This is a genomic window from Streptomyces marinisediminis (genome assembly GCF_026262575.1).
In the GTDB taxonomy this organism is placed as follows: Bacteria; Actinomycetota; Actinomycetes; order Streptomycetales; family Streptomycetaceae; genus Streptomyces; species Streptomyces marinisediminis.
Window position 1 is genome coordinate 186,328 of sequence record NZ_JAPKFL010000003.1, and the last position, 15,586, is coordinate 201,913.

Genomic DNA, 15,586 nt, shown 5'->3' on the forward strand with positions numbered 1-15,586 from the left:
ACCGGGTGGCAGGGCGGGGCCGTGCTCGAACTGACCGGCGAGTCCAACGTCACAGCGGTGCTCCGCTGCGCCGCGAGCGGGCAGGCCCTAGCCTGCGGCTATGACGGTCCAGCCTGACGACGGGCTTCCCCTGGCCGCCGAGTTCCCCGATGTCACGCGCGAGCAGTGGCAGCGCCTCGTCGAGAACGTGCTGCGCAAGTCCGGCGCGAGCGAGGCCACGGGGGCGGAGGCCGAGGAGGCGCTGTCCACCGCGCTTGAGGACGGGCTTCGCACCCGCCCCCTGTACACCGCCGCCGACGCCCCCGGGGGCCCCACCGGCTTCCCCGGCTTCGCGCCCTACGTGCGCGGCGCCACCCCGAAGGGCAACGCGCCCGCCGGCTGGGACGTGCGCCAGCAGCACCGCGGCGCGGACGCCGCCGGCACCAACGAGGCCGTGCTGGCCGACCTGGAGAACGGGGCCGGCTCGGTGTGGCTGGTGCTGGGGCGCGCGGGCCTGCCGGTGTCCGCGCTGGGCGCCGCGCTGGAGGGCGTCTACCTGGACCTGGCCCCGGTGGTGCTGGACGCGGGCGAGGAGTTCGACGCCGCCGCGACCGCGCTGTTCCAGGTGCACGCCGACCGCGCGGTGCCGCCGTCGGAGGTGGCCGGGAACCTGGGCGCCGACCCGCTGGGCCTGCTGGCCCGCACCGGTGACGCCGGGCCGACGGCCGGGCTGCTGGGCGCCGCGGCCGACTGGGCGCACCGCGTCGCCCGCGACCGGCCGCGCCTGCGCACCCTCACCGTGGACGCGCTGCCCTACCACGAGGCGGGCGGCTCCCCGGCCGAGGAGCTGGGCTGTTCGCTGGCCACCGCGGTGGCCTACCTGCGCCGGCTCACCGAGGCGGGGCTGAGCGCGGAGGACGCCTGCCGCCAGCTCGAGTTCCGGTACGCGGCGACGGCCGACCAGTTCGTGACGATCGCCAAGCTGCGGGCGGCGCGCAGGCTGTGGGCGCGGGTCGCCGAGGCGTGCGGCGTCACCTCCGGCGCGGCGGCGCAGCGGCAGCACGCGGTGACGTCCCCGGTGATGATGGCGCGGCGCGACCCGTGGGTGAACATGCTGCGCACCACGGTCGCCACGCTCGCGGCCGGGGCGGGCGGCGCGGACGCGGTGACCGTGCTCCCGTTCGACCACGCCGCGGGACTGCCGGACGCGTTCGCGCGCCGCATCGCGCGCAACACCTCCACCATCGTCATCGAGGAGGCGCACGTCGCCCGGGTCATCGACCCGGCGGGCGGCTCCTGGTACGTCGAGCGGCTGACGGAGGAGCTGGCGCACGCGGCGTGGGCGTGGTTCCAGGAGATCGAGCGCGCGGGCGGCCAGGAGGCGGCGCTGCGCGACGGCACGGTGCGCGAGCGGCTGGCCGCGACGTGGGCGCGGCGCGCGGAGGACCTGGCGCACCGCCGCGAGCCGGTGACGGGCGTGAGCGAGTTCCCGCTGCTCACCGAGGAGCCGGTGCGGCGCGAGCCGGTGCCTGGGGAGCTGTCCGGCGGCCTGCCGCGGGTGCGGCGCGACGAGGCCTACGAGGAGCTGCGGGCCCGCTCCGACGCCCACCTGGCGGCCACCGGCGAGCGGCCGAAGGCGGTGCTCGCGGCGCTGGGCGGCCCGGCGGCCCACACCGCGCGGGCCACGTTCGCCGCGAACTTGTTCCAGGCGGGCGGCGTCGAGCCGGTGCTGACCCCGGTGGACGCCGGCACCGCGGCCGACGCGGTGCGGGGCGCGGCCGTGGTGTGCCTGTGCTCCAGCGACCGGGTCTACGCCGAGCAGGCGGAGGCCGTGGCCCGGGCGGTGCGGGGCGCCGGGGCGCGCCGGGTCCTGCTGGCCGGGCGCCCGGGCGAGCTGCGCGGGAGCCTGGAGGCGGCCGGGGTGGACGGGTACGTCGTCGCGGGCGGCGACGCGGTGGCGCTGCTGACCGGCGTCCTGGACGAGCTGGGAGTGAAGTGATGAGCGCGATCCCCGACTTCACCGGTGTCGAGCTGGGCGAGCCGGCCGTGCGGGCCGACGCGGACGCCTGGCGCGCGGGCATCGAGGCCGAGGCGGGCAGGGACCTGGCGGACCTGGTGTGGGAGACGCCCGAGGGCATCGGGGTCAAGCCGCTCTACACCGGCGAGGACCTCGCGGGCCTGGACCACCTGGCCACCTACCCGGGCGCCGCGCCCTACCTGCGCGGCCCGTACCCGACGATGTACGTCAACCAGCCGTGGACGATCCGCCAGTACGCGGGCTTCTCCACGGCCGAGGAGTCCAACGCCTTCTACCGGCGGAACCTGGCGGCGGGCCAGAAGGGCCTGTCCGTCGCGTTCGACCTGCCCACCCACCGCGGCTACGACTCCGACCACCCGCGGGTGACCGGCGACGTCGGCATGGCGGGCGTGGCGATCGACTCCATCTACGACATGCGGCAGCTCTTCGACGGCATCCCGCTGGACCGGATGTCGGTGTCGATGACGATGAACGGCGCGGTGCTGCCGGTGCTGGCGCTCTACATCGTCGCCGCCGAGGAGCAGGGCGTACCGCCCGAGAAGCTGGCCGGAACGATTCAGAACGACATTCTGAAGGAGTTCATGGTCCGCAACACCTACATCTACCCGCCGCAGCCGTCGATGCGGATCATCTCCGACATCTTCGCGTACACCTCGCGGAAGATGCCGCGCTACAACTCGATCTCCATCTCCGGTTACCACATCCAGGAGGCCGGGGCGACGGCCGACCTGGAGCTGGCCTACACCCTGGCCGACGGCGTGGAGTACCTGCGCGCGGGGCTCGGCGCCGGCCTGGCGGTGGACGCGTTCGCGCCGCGGCTGTCGTTCTTCTGGGCGATCGGCATGAACTTCTTCATGGAGGTCGCCAAGTTGCGCGCGGCGCGGCTGCTGTGGGCGAAGCTGGTGCGGGGCTTCGGGCCGGAGAACCCCAAGTCGCTGTCGCTGCGCACGCACTCGCAGACCTCGGGGTGGTCGCTGACCGCGCAGGACGTGTTCAACAACGTCACCCGTACGTGTGTGGAGGCGATGGCCGCGACGCAGGGCCACACCCAGTCGCTGCACACCAACGCGCTGGACGAGGCGCTGGCGCTGCCCACCGACTTCTCCGCGCGCATCGCCCGCAACACCCAGCTCCTGCTCCAGCAGGAGTCGGGCACCTGCCGCGTCATCGACCCGTGGGGCGGCAGCGCCTACGTCGAGCGGCTGACGTACGACCTGGCGCGGCGGGCCTGGCAGCACATCCAGGAGGTCGAGGAGGCCGGCGGCATGGCGAAGGCCATCGACGCGGGCATTCCCAAGCTGCGCGTGGAAGAGGCCGCGGCCCGCACGCAGGCCCGGATCGACTCCGGGCGGCAGCCGGTCATCGGCGTCAACAAGTACCGCGTGGCCAGCGACGAGCAGATCGAGGTGCTGAAGGTCGACAACTCCTCGGTGCGGGCGCAGCAGGTGGAGAAGTTGCGGCGGCTGCGCGCGGAGCGGGACGAGGCGGTCTGCCAGGACGCGCTGCGGGCGCTGACCGGCGCCGCCGAGGCCGGGCACGTGGACGGCGGTTCGCTGGACGGCAACCTGCTGCACCTGGCGGTCGACGCGGCGCGCGCCAAGGCGACCGTCGGTGAGATCTCCGACGCACTGGAGAAGGTGTACGGACGCCACGCGGGCCAGATCCGTACGATCTCCGGTGTGTACCGAGAGGAAGCGGGGCAGTCCTCCGCGCTGGCGGCGACGCGCGCCCTGGTGAGCGACTTCGAGGCCGCCGAGGGCCGCCGCCCGCGCCTGCTGGTGGCGAAGATGGGGCAGGACGGGCACGACCGGGGCCAGAAGGTCATCGCCACGGCCTTCGCCGACCTGGGCTTCGACGTCGACGTGGGCCCGCTGTTCCAGACGCCGCAGGAGGTGGCGCGGCAGGCCGTCGAGGCGGACGTGCACATCGTCGGCGTCTCCTCGCTGGCTGCCGGGCACCTCACGCTCGTCCCGGCGCTGCGGGAGGAGCTGAGCGCGCAGGGACGCGAGGACATCATGGTGGTGGTGGGCGGCGTCATCCCGCCGGGCGACGTGCAGCCGCTGCGCGACATGGGCGCCGCCGCGGTCTTCCTGCCCGGCACGGTGATCCCGGAGGCCGCGCACGACCTGGTGCGCTCGCTGGCGGCCGGCCTCGGCCACGAGCTGTAGGCCGGTCATGGCCGCACCCGACCTGGACCGTTACGTCAGTGGCGTACGCGCGGGCGCGCGGGCGTGGATCGCGCGGGCGATCACGCTGGTGGAGTCCACCCGCGCCGACCACCGCGAGCTCGCGCAGCGCCTCCTGGTGGAGCTGCTGCCGCACACCGGGACGGCGCGGCGCATCGGCGTCAGCGGGGTGCCGGGCGTGGGCAAGTCGACGTTCATCGACGCGCTCGGCACGCTGCTGACCGCGCGCGGCCACCGGGTCGCGGTGCTCGCCGTGGACCCGTCGTCGGGGCGCACCGGAGGCTCGATCCTCGGCGACAAGACGCGGATGGCCCGGCTCGCGGTGGACCCGCACGCGTTCGTGCGGCCCTCGCCGACCTCCGGGACGCTGGGCGGCGTGGCGCGGGCGACGCGCGAGTCCATGGTGGTCATGGAGGCCGCCGGGTACGACGTCGTGCTGGTGGAGACCGTCGGCGTCGGGCAGTCGGAGACGACGGTGGCGGAGATGACCGACACCTTCCTGCTGCTGACCCTGGCGCGCACTGGGGACCAGCTCCAGGGCATCAAGAAGGGCGTGCTGGAGCTGGCGGACGTGGTGGCCGTCAACAAGGCCGACGGCCCGCACGCGCGCGACGCGAAGGCCGCGGCGCGGGAGCTGGCCGGGGCGCTGCGGCTGCTCCAGCCGCCCGACGCGCCGTGGACGCCGCCGGTGCTGACCTGCTCGGCGACCGAGGGCACCGGGCTCGACGGCGTCTGGGAACGGCTGGAGGCCCACCGGGAGCTGCTGTCCGGCACGGGGGCGCTGGCCGCGCGCCGCGCCGAACAGCAGGTGGAGTGGGTCTGGGCCATGGTGCGCGACCAGCTCCTGGACCGGCTGCACGGCGATCCCGCGGTGCGGGAGCTGGCGCCGTCGGTGGAGGCGGACGTCCGCGCGGGGAGGCTGACGGCGACGCTGGCGGCGGAGCGCATCCTCGCCGCGTTCCGCGTCCGCCCCTGAACCCGCCCCGGCCGTCCGCCCCGGGCCTTCGTCGCCCGGCCCCGGCCTCGGCCGTCCGCCCCGGGCCTTCGCCGCCCGGCCCCGGCCGCCCCCTCCCCGGGGCCGGCTCCACGGCCCGTGCCCTCCGGCGGCGGACGGCCCGCCCCGGTGGCCCGGGGCGGGCGCGGAACGCCGGTTACGCGGTGCGGGCGGCGAGGGCCTTCGCGTGGGCCTCGGCGGCCGCGTGGGCCTCGGCGCGGGACTGCTCGAAGAGCGGGATCAGCTCGGCCATGGCGGGCACCGTGGGGGCGAGGGTCAGCTCCGGCACGATGAACGTCGGGTCGAGGGCGAGCACGGTGCCGAGTACGTACCGCAGGTAGTTCTGCACGTGGTCGTTGCCCTCCTGGGGCGTGCCGGGGCCGTAGGCCCCGCCCCGGCTGGCGACGACCGCCACCGGCGTGCCCGCCGCCGTGGGCCGCTCCGCGAGGGCCGTGCGGCCCTGCACGATCACGTGGTCCAGCCACGCCTTGAGGGTGGAGGGGATCGCGTAGTTGTACATCGGCGCGCCGATGAGCACGGCGTCCGCCTCCTCCAGCTCCCGCACCAGCGTCTCGCGCAGCCCGGAGTGGAGCCCGGCGGCGTCCAGGTGCGGCACGGGGTCGGCGGCGAGGTCGCGGTGGATCACGCGTCCTCCGGGGTGCTCGCGTTCCCAGGTGGTGCGGAAGACGGCCGTCACCGCGCGGGAGGCGGAGTGGTCGCCGTTCAGGGACGAGTCGAGGTGCAGCAGCGTGGCCATGACGGCGCTCCTTGGCATGGGGGGTACAGGGAGACAGGAAGTAAGTGGGTGCACTTGCGTGCGTCACTATTGATAACACATGTAGCTTACTTTTCTAAAGCACCTTGCGTCGGTGCAGTACGCTGGGGCCATGGCCCGGACACGTGAGGAAGCAGCGAGCGGGACGGCGGGCTGTGCCGCGCCCGAGCACGGCATCACGCGCGTCTTCGAGCTGCTGGGCAAGCGCTGGACGGGCATGGTCATCGCCGCGCTCATGCACGGCCCCGGGCACTTCACCGAGGTGCGCCGCGCCGTCCCGGGGATCAGCGAGCGCATGCTCTCCGACCGCCTGGCGGAGCTGGCCGGGCTCGGGCTGGTGCTGCGCACCGTCGACGAGGGTCCGCCGCTGCGCGTCAGCTACCGGTTGACGGACGCCGGACTGGCCCTGCGGCCCGCCATGGTGGAGCTGACCCGCTGGGCCGACGCCCATCTGCCCGAGGGCGGGGCCGCCTGCCCCCAGGAGTTCAAGCCCTGAGTGCCGCCGGGCGCGGGGCGGGTGCCCGCGCGGCGCGTAGGGTGGCCCGGGTGAGTACAGAGCAGCAGCCCCAGCCGTCGACGGAGCGGCTCGAACGGGCGGTCCGCGCGGCGGAGACGGCGCTGATCGAGTACGAGATCGCGGTGGAGACGTTCCGCATCGAGGTGGAGAACTTCTCCCGGCTCCACCAGCAGCGCCTGGGCCCGGTCTACCAGCGGCTGGACGAACTCGACGCCGAGATCGCCGAAGCCGTCGCGGCGCGCAGCGGCGACGCCGCCGACCTGCGGCGGGCCCGGCAGGCGCGCGCCGCCGTCGCGCCGATGCCCGGGGTGGACGAACTGCTGGGCGGCTGGGTGCAGTCCGAGGGCATGTCGCCGGAGGCGCAGGCCATGCTCACCGGCGCCTCCGTGCGTCCCCCGGAGCGCGTCCGGCCCAGCGAGGAGGCCCGCCGCCGCTACCGCGAGCTGATGCGCAAGGCGCACCCGGACCTGGTGACCGACGAGCGCGAGCGCGCCCGGCGCGAGGAGTTCGTCGTCCGGGTGAACCGCGCCTACGCCGACGGCGACGAGGCGGCGCTCGCCGCGCTGGCCGAGGAGTGGGCGGCCGGGCCGCGCCCGGAGCCGGACGCGCTCACCCGCGGCGAGGAGCTGTACGCCCGGCTGGAGTGGCTGGCGCAGCGCAAGGAGTGGCTGGGCCGGGTCGTCGCCGACCTGGAGGCCAGCGCCATCGGCTCCATGCTGAAACTGGCCGAAGACGACCCGGACGGGCTGCTGGCGCAGATCGCCGAGCAGCTCGCCGAACAGGTCCGCGAGCGCGAGGCGCGCCTGGCGGAGCTGCTGGCCGGGCGCTGATCCGCGTCCGCACCCGGAAAGTCCGCACCCCGTGTCTCCACCCCGTGTCCGTACCCCCGAGCGAGCCCGCGAGAGGAACCCCGCGATGAACGTGGCCCCCGTCCCCACCGTGACCGCCGCCGACGTACCGGCCGACGGCTTCCTGCTGGACGTCCGCGAACCCGACGAGTGGGCGGCCGGCCGCGCCGAGGGCGCCCTGCACGTGCCCATGGGGCAGGTCGTCGAGCGGGCCGGGGAGGTGACCGAGCGCGCCGGCGACGGGCGGGTCTACGTCTTCTGCCGGGTGGGCGGCCGGTCGGCCCAGGTGACGCAGTACCTCGTCGCGCAGGGCGTCGACGCCGTCAACGTCGACGGCGGCATGCTGAGCTGGGCCGCCGCGGGCCGTCCCCTCACCGGGGACACGGACGAGCCCTACGTGCTCTGACCCCCACCGCGCCGGGGGCCGCGCCCGACCCGTGAGCCGTCTCGGCCGGGTCGGCGCGGCCCCCGGGACCGGGGGCGCCGCCCCCGTGGCCCGGGCTACGGGCGGCGGTCGCCCTTGGGCTTGCCGCGCTGGTCGAGGGTGCCGTGCGGCGGCGGGTGGGTGGGCTCGGGCGTGGTCGCCGGGGACACCGGGGAGCCGGCGGCCGGCGGGGGCGCCTGCTCGGGACGGGGGCCGTCCTGGTCGCCGCCGGACGGGACGCTGCCGCTCGCGAGCTGGTCCAGGCGCGCCGTGAGGACCTGCACGACCTGCGCGCGGTCCGCGTGGCCGCGTTCGTAGGCCAGCAGCTCCTCCACCTGCGCGGCGGTCAGGGAGCGGATGCGGTGCTCCAGGGAGCCGGCGGGCAGGTGGTCGTAGTCGGCGAGCGGCAACTCGTCGTGGCGGGGCGTGCTCATCGAGCCTCCTCGGTCGAACGCGTGCGCTGGCGAACGCCCGACGGGTTCCCCGGGCGGGCGTGCGCCAATCCCGCTCAGCCGTCGAAGTCGACCGTCACCGCCGGCGTCACCGGGTGGGACTGGCAGGCCAGCACGTAGCCGTCGGCCAGTTCGTCGTCCTCCAGCGCGTAGTTGGTGTCCATGCGCACCTCGCCGTCCAGCAGGCGGACGCGGCAGGTGCCGCAGACGCCGCCCTTGCAGGCGTAGGGCGCGTCGGCGCGGTGGCGCAGGACCGTCTCCAGCACGCTCTCGCCGCTACGGGCGGGCCAGGTGCCGCCGCGCCCGGCGAGCGTGGCCGTCACGGAGGCGGACGCGGCGTCGGACGCGGCGTCGGGCGCGGTGTCCGGCGCGGTGACGGCCGCGGACGCGGACGCGGCCGGTGCGGCGGTGACGTGGAAGACCTCCTGGTGCACCCGCTCCCGGGGCACGTCTAGGGCGCGCAGCGCGGCCTCGGCGCTCTGGACCAGCCCGAGCGGGCCGCACAGGTACCACCCGGCGACGTCCGCCACGGGCAGGAGGGCCGGCAGCAGGCCGGTGAGCCGGTCGGCGTCGAGGCGGCCGGTGGGCAGGCCGGTGTGCCGCTCCTCGCGGGAGAGGGTGTGGACGAGCTGGAGCCGGTCGGGGAAGCGGTCCTTCAACTCGGCCGTCTCGTCCAGGAACATCGCGGAGGCGGCGGTGCGGTCGCTGCGCACGAGGCAGAACCGCGCGGTGGGCTCGCGCTCCAGCAGCGTCGCGGCGATGGACAGCACGGGGGTGATGCCGCTGCCGCCGACGACCGCCGCGAAGTGGCCGGGGCGCGGCTCCAGCACGAAGCGGCCGGTGGGCGGCATGACGTCGACCGTGTCACCGACCGCCAGCTCCTTCAGCGCGTAGGAGGAGAAGGCCCCGGCCTCCACGTGCCGGATGCCGACCCGCAGCCCGGCGTCGGAGCCGGCCGGTCCGCAGATCGAGTACGTCCGCCGCACCTCGGCGCCGTCGACCGTGCGGCGCAGCGTGACGTGCTGGCCGGGCCGGTGCCGGAAGGTCTCGCGCAGCTCGGGCGGGACGGCGAAGGTGACGGCCACGGCGTCGTCGGTCAGCCGGTCGAGCCGGGCGACGCGGAGCGCATGGAAGGGCACTACAGCTCCTTGAAGTGGTCGAACGGCTCGCGGCAGGACGCGCAGCGGCGCAGTGCCTTGCAGGCGGTGGAGGAGAACCGGCTCAGCAGCGCGGTGTCGGCGGAGCCGCAGTTCGGGCAGCGGATGCCCAGCTCCAGCGGCACCGGGCCGTCGGCGCCGCGCCCCGGGCGCGGCGGTGCGATGCCCGCCTCGGCCAGCTTGCGGCGTCCCTCGGCGGTGATGTCGTCGGTGGACCAGGGCGGCGCGAGGACGGTGCGCACGGCGACCTCCGCGACGCCGCCGCGCTCGCGCAGCACGCGCACCACGTCCTCGGCCATCGTCTCGATCGCCGGGCAGCCGGTGTACGTCGGCGTCAGCTCGACCTCGACGCGGTCCGGGCCCGTCGCCCGCACGGTGCGCAGCACGCCCAGCTCGGCGAGGCTGACCTGGGGCAGCTCCGGGTCGGGCACGGAGCCGGCCAGCGCGCGCAGCTCGGCCTCGCGCGCCGCAGCGCCGGTGGGGTGCGCGGGGCGCGCGCTCACCACGACGCCCCGGGGTGGCTGCGGTGCAGGTGCTGCATCTCCGCGAGCAGGCGCCCGAACGGCTCGGTGTGCACGCCCTGCCGCCCCGCGCCGGCCGCCCACGGCGAGGACTGCGGGCCCTCGGGCACACCGAGCGTGGCCCGGGTGACGACGCCGGTGACACCGGCGCGCCACGCGCTCTCCAGGGCGTCCCAGTCGACGTCCAGGCCCTCCACCGGCTGCCACAGCTCGCCGGTGTAGCGCCACAGGGCGTCCAGCGCCGCCTGCATGCGCCGGTGGCTCTCCTCGGTGCCGTCGCCCAGGCGCAGCGTCCACTGCTCGGCGTGGTCGCGGTGGTAGGCGCACTCCTTGACCGCCTTGGCGGCGAGCGCGGCGATCGGCCCGGTGCCGCCCGCGAGCCGCCCGTACAGCAGCTCCTGCCAGGTGGAGAAGTAGAGCTGGCGGGCGATGGTGTGCGCGAAGTCCCCGTTCGGCCGCTCGACGAGCTGGACGTTGCGGAAGGCGCGCTCCTCGCGGCGGAACGCCAGCTCGTCCTCGTCCCCGCACAGGGACAGCAGGGCGCGGGCCTGGCCCAGCAGGTCGAGCGCGATGTTGGCGAGCGCGACCTCCTCCTCCAGCTCCGGGGCGTGCCCGGACCACTCGCCCAGCCGCTGGGCCAGGATCAGGGCGTCGTCGCCGAGCGCGAGGGCCGCGTGGTGCCCCGGGTTTCCCGGGCGGGCGCCGCTCACAGGTTCTGCACCCCCTCGGGGACCTCGTAGAACGTCGGGTGCCGGTAGGGCTTGTCGGCGGCGGGCTCGAAGAACGGGTCCTTCTCGTCCGGCGAGGAGGCGGTGATCTGGGTGGAGGGCACGACCCACAGCGAGACGCCCTCGCCGCGCCGGGTGTAGAGGTCCCGCGCGTTGCGCAGGGCCATGGTGGCGTCCGGGGCGTGCAGGCTCCCGGCGTGGGTGTGCGACAGGCCGCGGCGGCCGCGCACGAAGACCTCCCACAGTGGCCAGTCCGTCCGGCTCTCGCTCACGCCGCCGCTCCGTTCCGCTCCGCGCCCTGGTGGGCGGTGTGCTTGTCCGCGTACGCCGATGCCGCCGCGCGCACCCAGGCGCCCTCCTCGTGGGCGCGGCGCCGCTGGCCGATCCGCTGCTCGTTGCACGGGCCGTTGCCCTGGAGCACCTGCTTGAACTCGGCCCAGTCGATCGGGCCGTGGTCGTAGTGGCCGCGCTCGGCGTTCCAGCGCAGCTCCGGGTCCGGCAGCGTCAGGCCCAGGGACTCGGCCTGCGGGACGCAGATGTCCACGAAGCGCTGGCGCAGCTCGTCGTTGGAGTGCCGCTTGATCTTCCACGCCATGGACTGCGCCGAGTGCGCGGACTCGTCGTCCGGCGGGCCGAACATCATCAGCGACGGCCACCACCAGCGGTCCACCGCGTCCTGCGCCATCGCGCGCTGGGCCGGGGTGCCGCGCGTCAGGGCGAGCAGCAGCTCGTAGCCCTGGCGCTGGTGGAAGGACTCCTCCTTGCAGACGCGGACCATCGCGCGCGCGTACGGCCCGTAGGAGCACCGGCACAGCGGGACCTGGTTGGTGATCGCCGCGCCGTCCACCAGCCAGCCGATCGCGCCCACGTCGGCCCAGGTGAGGGTCGGGTAGTTGAAGATCGACGAGTACTTCTGGCGCCCGGTGTGCAGCTTGTCCAGCAGCTCGTCCCGGCTGGCGCCCAGCGTCTCGGCGGCGCTGTAGAGGTAGAGGCCGTGGCCCGCCTCGTCCTGCACCTTCGCCAGCAGGATCGCCTTGCGCCGCAGCGAGGGCGCGCGGGAGATCCAGTTCGCCTCGGGCTGCATGCCGATGATCTCGGAGTGCGCGTGCTGGGCGATCTGCCGCACGAGGGTGGCGCGGTAGGCGTCGGGCATCCAGTCCCGCGGCTCGATGCGCTCCTCGGCGGCGACGGCCGCGTCGAAGGCGGCCGCGCGGGCGTCGTCGTGGGCGGCGTCCCGCTCCGGCAGCGTTGTCGTCATCCGTGAACCCCTCCGTGGGAGTGGCGTGGGAGTGGCGTGGACCTGCCCCGACCACCCGACCGACCGATCGTTCGGTTCAATGGTGTCCGGACCGCAACCGGGTGTCAAGGCGGGGCGCGGGGCGGACGCCTTAACCTCTTGGGGAGCGAGCTGAGGGAACGGGGACGGCATGCAGTCGAACGAACCGCCGGCGCCGCGGACGCCGTCGGCTCCGCCGCCGGGTGCGGAGCGCGCGGACGCGCACGGGGCGCCGGACGGGCCGGAGGCCCCCGACGGCCCCCGTCCCCCGGCCGACCGCCCCGCCCCGACCGGCCCGCCCGCCCCGCGCGCCGGCGGCACCGCGGACGCTCCGGCCCGCCCGGCCCCCGGCGGCGCCGGGCGGGCCGGGCACGGCGGGCACGGTGAGGACGCCGCAGACGCCGGAGACGGCAGGCACGCCGGGCACGCCGGGCACGCCGGGCACGGTGAGGAGGACGGGGGCGAGGTCGGGGCGGCGCGGGTGCTGGCGCTGCCGACCGGGGCCAAGGTGGTGCTGGTGGGGGTGGCGGCCGCCGTGGCGGTGGCCGTCGCCGCGCACCTGGGCGCCGTCTTCCTGCACGTCGCGCCGTCCAACACCGTCAGCCGCCAGTACGACGAGCAGATAGACGACTACATCTATCCGGAGTTCGAGCAGAACTGGAAGCTGTTCGCCCCCAACCCGCTGCAGCAGAACGTCGCCGTCCACGCCCGGGCCGAGGTCCGCGCGGAGGACGGCGGCGTCCGGCAGACGGGCTGGGTGAACCTCACGGCCGTGGACGTCGAGCACATCCGCGGCAACCCCTTCCCCAGCCACATCGCCCAGAACGGGCTGCGCCGCGCCTGGGACCTCTACCTCGGCTCGCACGACGACGACGAGCGGCCGACCGGCTACCGGGGCGAGCTGTCCGAGTCCTACCTCAAGCGCATCGCGCTGCCGCGCCTGCGGCCCGAGCTGGCGGACCCGGGCACCGAGCGGGTGGTCCGCGTCCAGTTCCGGTCGGTCCGCCGGACCGTCGAGCCGCCGCCGTGGAGCAACGAGAGCGCCGACACCGAACCCCGCTACCGGGTGCTGCCCTGGTGGCCGGTGGACGAAGCGGACACCCCGGAGGCCGCCCGATGACGCCCGCACCCGTCCGCGCGCCCCGGGCCCCGGCCCGCGCCCGGCTCACCGCCCGCCTCGACCGGGCGCTCGTGCGGGGCTTCCTGCGCGTCACCGGCTCCGCGCTCGGCCCGTACCAGACGGCGGTCGTGCGCATCGGCTTCGCCGCGACCTGGCTGTTCTTCCTGCTCCGCGAGTTCCCGCACCGGCACGAGCTGTACGGTCCCGACTCGCCCTGGCACTTCACGCTCGCCGAGCGGCTGATCGACGGGAACGACGCGTTCACCGTGCTGATGTGGTCGGGCAGCGCGCTGTGGTTCGAGTTCGTCTACGCCTTCGCCGCGCTGGCCGCGTTCGGCCTGCTGGTGGGCTGGCGCACGCGCACCCTGTCGGTGTTCTTCCTGATCGGCGTGTTGTCGTTGCAGAACCGCAGCGTCTTCATGGGCGACGGCGGCGACAACGTCATCCACCTGATGGCGCTCTACCTCGTGCTGACCCGGTGCGGCCGGGTGTGGTCGCTGGACGCGCGCCGGGAGCGCCGGGAGCGCCGTGCGGGCGCGCCGGGCGCGGACGCCACCGGTGTGGTGCTGGCCGCCGCCACCGGCCTCGCCCTCGTGGCCACCGCCGCCCTCGGCCTGCTGTCGCCGGGCTGGACCGCGTTCTTCGCCGCGCTGTGGCTCGGGCACGCGGCGTGGTGGGCGGTGCGCCGCTTCGGCGGGGCGTCCTGGCGCACGGCGCTGGCCGCCCTGGGCAACCTGCTGCACAACGGCACGCTGCTGGTGATCATGGCCGAGGTGTGCCTGATCTACGCCACCGCCGGGTGGTACAAGGTGCAGGGCTCGCGCTGGCAGGACGGCACGGCCGTTTACTACCCGCTGCACCTGGACTACTTCACGCCCTGGCCCGCGCTCTCGGAGCTGCTGGGCGGCAGCGGCGTGCTGGTCATGCTGATCACCTACGCCACGGTGATCACCCAGGTGGCGTTCCCGTTCACCGTCTTCAACCGCCGCATCAAGAACGTCCTGCTCGTGGTGATGATGCTGGAGCACGCCTCCATCGCCGTCGTCCTCGGCCTGCCGTTCTTCTCGCTCGCCATGATCGCCGCCGACGCGGTCTTCCTGCCCACGGCCTTCCTGCTCTGGCTCGGCGCCCGCTTCCGGCGACGGCCCCGCACCCCGGCGGCCGAGCGGCCGGCCGGGTCGCCCGCCACGACGGCTCCCGGGGCGCTCTCGGGGCCGCCCGCCGGAACGGACGCCGAGCGGCCCGCCGGGACACCCGCCGGGCCGCCCGCCGTGCCCGGGCAGCGCCCGGCCGCGGAGCCCCGGCCGGGCGAGCCCGCGCGCCCCGCCCCACCCGGGGGCAACTCTCCGCGCTGAGCGGGGACTTGCCCGGTGGTGCGCGGCTAGACTGCGCCGCCATGACCTCCTCGCAGCGAGCCCGGCCGCTCATCGCGGTCGTGGGCAGCGTCCACACCGGCCGCACGTACGCGCCGCCGCTGCGGGACGCCGCCCGCGGTCCGGAGGCGTGCCGCCTGCTGGGGCGGGAGCTGGCCCGTGCGGGCTGCGACCTCGCGGTGTTCTCCAGCAAGCCGACCTACATCGAGGCCGACGTCGTCGCCGGGTACGCCGAGGGCGCCGGGGCGGGATCCCCGGGGCGGGTCGTCGCGTTCCCGCCCCGGCACCGCTCGGTGCGGTTCGCGGTGCCCGAGGGCGCCCACGTCGCCTTCGAGACGCGGCGCGACACCAGTGGCGAGTGGGAGGTGGCCTTCTACCGCACGCTGCTGGAGTGCGACGGTGTGCTGCTGGTCGGCGGCGGCCAGTCCACCCGGGTCGCGGGCATCGTCGCGCTCGCGCAGCGCATCCCGGTGCTGCCCGTGGCCGCCTTCGGCGGGGGCGCGAGCCAGGTGTGGATCAATCTCGACAGGGTGCGCAACGACACCGGCGACGCGGACATCGCGCTGCTGGGCGACGACTGGTCGTCCGCCGCCGCGCCCGAGCTGGTCGGCTGCCTGCTCGCGCAGCGCGAGCGCCGGGCGCTCAAGGAGCGCGCGGCGGAGCGGACGGCGCGCGCGGGGGCCCGGTGGGCGGCGACCGGGCTGGCGGTGGCGGTGGCGTGCCTGGTCGCGGGGGTGGTGGCGCTGGTCACCGCGGGCGGCCCCGGGCCCGCTTCGGCCTCCGGTCTCACGGTGCTGGTCGGGGCCCCGCTGCTGGCGGCGGTGGCGGGCGCGATCATCCGGCACTCCTTCGAGCCGGAGTCCCGCTGGGGGCAGGCGGCGATCCGGGGGCTGGGGGCCGGGCTCGTCACCGTCCTGCTGTACTTCGCCTCCCAGCTCCTGACCGTGCCGACCCTGCTGGACGCCCTGGACGTGCGCAGGCTGCTGTTCTTCACCCTGCCGCTCGGGTTCAGCGCCGGGTTCACCTTCGACCTGGTGTTCGAGCGCCTGCGCGCGGGAGCCGTCGTCGTCCCGGCACCCGGTGCCGAGCCGCAGCAGCCCGCCGCCTCCGGCGCGCCGCCGGGGGAGGCCGGTGCGCCCGGCGGCGTCCCCGCGCCCGCATCCTCCGCCGACCAGCCCAGCGGAACACCACGCTGATG

At 75.6% G+C, this 15,586-nt stretch carries 16 protein-coding genes; 9 read left to right on the top strand and 7 right to left on the bottom strand.

What is annotated here, in order from left to right:
• The first annotated feature begins 100 nt into the window (after nt 1-100).
• From OSB71_RS03825 to meaB, 3 genes are read left to right on the top strand one after another with little or no spacing between them, the layout of a single operon-like run.
• Entirely contained in the window at nt 101-1,978 is a 1,878-nt protein-coding gene (locus OSB71_RS03825) for a methylmalonyl-CoA mutase subunit beta (protein ID WP_265944122.1), read from the top strand.
• Nucleotides 1,978-4,185: a methylmalonyl-CoA mutase gene (gene scpA / locus OSB71_RS03830; RefSeq protein ID WP_265944124.1), complete on the top strand. Its 2,208-nt coding sequence runs from the start codon at nt 1,978-1,980 to the stop codon at nt 4,183-4,185. Before OSB71_RS03825 ends, scpA begins: the two co-directional genes overlap by 1 nt.
• A 7-nt stretch (nt 4,186-4,192) precedes the next feature.
• Nucleotides 4,193-5,179: a methylmalonyl Co-A mutase-associated GTPase MeaB gene (meaB, locus tag OSB71_RS03835; protein ID WP_265944126.1), complete on the top strand. Its 987-nt coding sequence runs from the start codon at nt 4,193-4,195 to the stop codon at nt 5,177-5,179.
• Between the two features lie 175 nt (nt 5,180-5,354).
• Here the strand turns inward: meaB and OSB71_RS03840 are convergent, their stop codons facing one another.
• Entirely contained in the window at nt 5,355-5,954 is a 600-nt protein-coding gene (locus OSB71_RS03840) for an FMN-dependent NADH-azoreductase (RefSeq protein WP_265944128.1), read from the bottom strand.
• Nucleotides 5,955-6,084: 130 nt separating this feature from the next.
• Here OSB71_RS03840 and OSB71_RS03845 point away from each other — a divergent pair, with 130 nt between their 5' ends.
• The 3 genes from OSB71_RS03845 (at nt 6,085) to OSB71_RS03855 (ending at nt 7,743) form a co-directional block, all read left to right on the top strand.
• On the top strand, nt 6,085-6,468 hold the full coding sequence (locus OSB71_RS03845) for a winged helix-turn-helix transcriptional regulator (protein ID WP_265944130.1): 384 nt from the start codon (nt 6,085-6,087) through the stop codon (nt 6,466-6,468).
• Nucleotides 6,408-7,319, top strand: coding sequence for a hypothetical protein (locus OSB71_RS03850; RefSeq protein ID WP_416237188.1), 912 nt, complete (start codon nt 6,408-6,410; stop codon nt 7,317-7,319). Before OSB71_RS03845 ends, OSB71_RS03850 begins: the two co-directional genes overlap by 61 nt.
• Nucleotides 7,320-7,404: 85 nt before the next feature.
• The gene (locus OSB71_RS03855; protein ID WP_265944134.1) at nt 7,405-7,743 is read left to right on the top strand and encodes a rhodanese-like domain-containing protein; all 339 of its coding nucleotides are present in this window, start codon (nt 7,405-7,407) and stop codon (nt 7,741-7,743) included.
• Nucleotides 7,744-7,838: 95 nt separating this feature from the next.
• On the opposite strand, the gene OSB71_RS03860 is transcribed toward OSB71_RS03855, so the two are convergent.
• From OSB71_RS03860 to paaA, 6 genes are all read right to left on the bottom strand, one after another.
• Nucleotides 7,839-8,195, bottom strand: a complete 357-nt coding sequence (locus OSB71_RS03860) for a DUF8129 domain-containing protein (protein ID WP_265944136.1) — start codon at nt 8,193-8,195, stop codon at nt 7,839-7,841.
• A gap of 74 nt (nt 8,196-8,269) precedes the next feature.
• Nucleotides 8,270-9,352: a 2Fe-2S iron-sulfur cluster-binding protein gene (locus OSB71_RS03865; RefSeq protein ID WP_265944138.1), complete on the bottom strand. Its 1,083-nt coding sequence runs from the start codon at nt 9,350-9,352 to the stop codon at nt 8,270-8,272.
• Entirely contained in the window at nt 9,352-9,873 is a 522-nt protein-coding gene (gene paaD, locus OSB71_RS03870) for a 1,2-phenylacetyl-CoA epoxidase subunit PaaD (RefSeq protein WP_265944140.1), read from the bottom strand. Before paaD ends, OSB71_RS03865 begins: the two co-directional genes overlap by 1 nt.
• Nucleotides 9,870-10,601 (bottom strand): 1,2-phenylacetyl-CoA epoxidase subunit PaaC, encoded by a 732-nt coding sequence (paaC, locus tag OSB71_RS03875; RefSeq protein WP_265944143.1) that lies wholly within the window; start codon nt 10,599-10,601, stop codon nt 9,870-9,872. Before paaC ends, paaD begins: the two co-directional genes overlap by 4 nt.
• Nucleotides 10,598-10,891 (bottom strand): 1,2-phenylacetyl-CoA epoxidase subunit PaaB, encoded by a 294-nt coding sequence (gene paaB / locus OSB71_RS03880; RefSeq protein WP_265944164.1) that lies wholly within the window; start codon nt 10,889-10,891, stop codon nt 10,598-10,600. Before paaB ends, paaC begins: the two co-directional genes overlap by 4 nt.
• A complete protein-coding gene (gene paaA / locus OSB71_RS03885; RefSeq protein ID WP_265944166.1) occupies nt 10,888-11,877 on the bottom strand; it encodes a 1,2-phenylacetyl-CoA epoxidase subunit PaaA in 990 nt (329 codons plus the stop codon). The genes paaB and paaA overlap by 4 nt, the downstream gene beginning before the upstream one ends.
• Nucleotides 11,878-12,046: 169 nt before the next feature.
• On the opposite strand from paaA, the gene OSB71_RS03890 reads away from it, so the two are divergent.
• The 3 genes from OSB71_RS03890 to OSB71_RS03900 are packed head-to-tail and all read left to right on the top strand — an operon-like array spanning nt 12,047 to nt 15,584.
• A complete protein-coding gene (locus tag OSB71_RS03890; protein WP_265944169.1) occupies nt 12,047-13,015 on the top strand; it encodes a DUF5819 family protein in 969 nt (322 codons plus the stop codon).
• Nucleotides 13,012-14,370 carry an HTTM domain-containing protein gene (locus OSB71_RS03895; protein ID WP_265944171.1) on the top strand — a complete coding sequence of 453 codons (1,359 nt, stop codon included), beginning with the start codon at nt 13,012-13,014 and terminating at the stop codon, nt 14,368-14,370. The genes OSB71_RS03890 and OSB71_RS03895 overlap by 4 nt, the downstream gene beginning before the upstream one ends.
• 41 nt (nt 14,371-14,411) lie before the next feature.
• Nucleotides 14,412-15,584, top strand: a complete 1,173-nt coding sequence (locus tag OSB71_RS03900) for a hypothetical protein (RefSeq protein ID WP_265944173.1) — start codon at nt 14,412-14,414, stop codon at nt 15,582-15,584.
• Nucleotides 15,585-15,586 lie beyond the last annotated feature (2 nt).

Coding starts and splice junctions, on each gene's coding strand:
- OSB71_RS03825 (WP_265944122.1), top strand. CDS start 101: ATGACGGTCCAGCCTGACGACGGGCTTCCCCTGGCCGCCGAGTTCCCC.
- scpA (WP_265944124.1), top strand. CDS start 1,978: ATGAGCGCGATCCCCGACTTCACCGGTGTCGAGCTGGGCGAGCCGGCC.
- meaB (WP_265944126.1), top strand. CDS start 4,193: ATGGCCGCACCCGACCTGGACCGTTACGTCAGTGGCGTACGCGCGGGC.
- OSB71_RS03840 (WP_265944128.1), bottom strand. CDS start 5,954: ATGGCCACGCTGCTGCACCTCGACTCGTCCCTGAACGGCGACCACTCC.
- OSB71_RS03845 (WP_265944130.1), top strand. CDS start 6,085: ATGGCCCGGACACGTGAGGAAGCAGCGAGCGGGACGGCGGGCTGTGCC.
- OSB71_RS03855 (WP_265944134.1), top strand. CDS start 7,405: ATGAACGTGGCCCCCGTCCCCACCGTGACCGCCGCCGACGTACCGGCC.
- OSB71_RS03860 (WP_265944136.1), bottom strand. CDS start 8,195: ATGAGCACGCCCCGCCACGACGAGTTGCCGCTCGCCGACTACGACCAC.
- paaA (WP_265944166.1), bottom strand. CDS start 11,877: ATGACGACAACGCTGCCGGAGCGGGACGCCGCCCACGACGACGCCCGC.
- OSB71_RS03890 (WP_265944169.1), top strand. CDS start 12,047: ATGCAGTCGAACGAACCGCCGGCGCCGCGGACGCCGTCGGCTCCGCCG.
- OSB71_RS03895 (WP_265944171.1), top strand. CDS start 13,012: ATGACGCCCGCACCCGTCCGCGCGCCCCGGGCCCCGGCCCGCGCCCGG.
- OSB71_RS03900 (WP_265944173.1), top strand. CDS start 14,412: ATGACCTCCTCGCAGCGAGCCCGGCCGCTCATCGCGGTCGTGGGCAGC.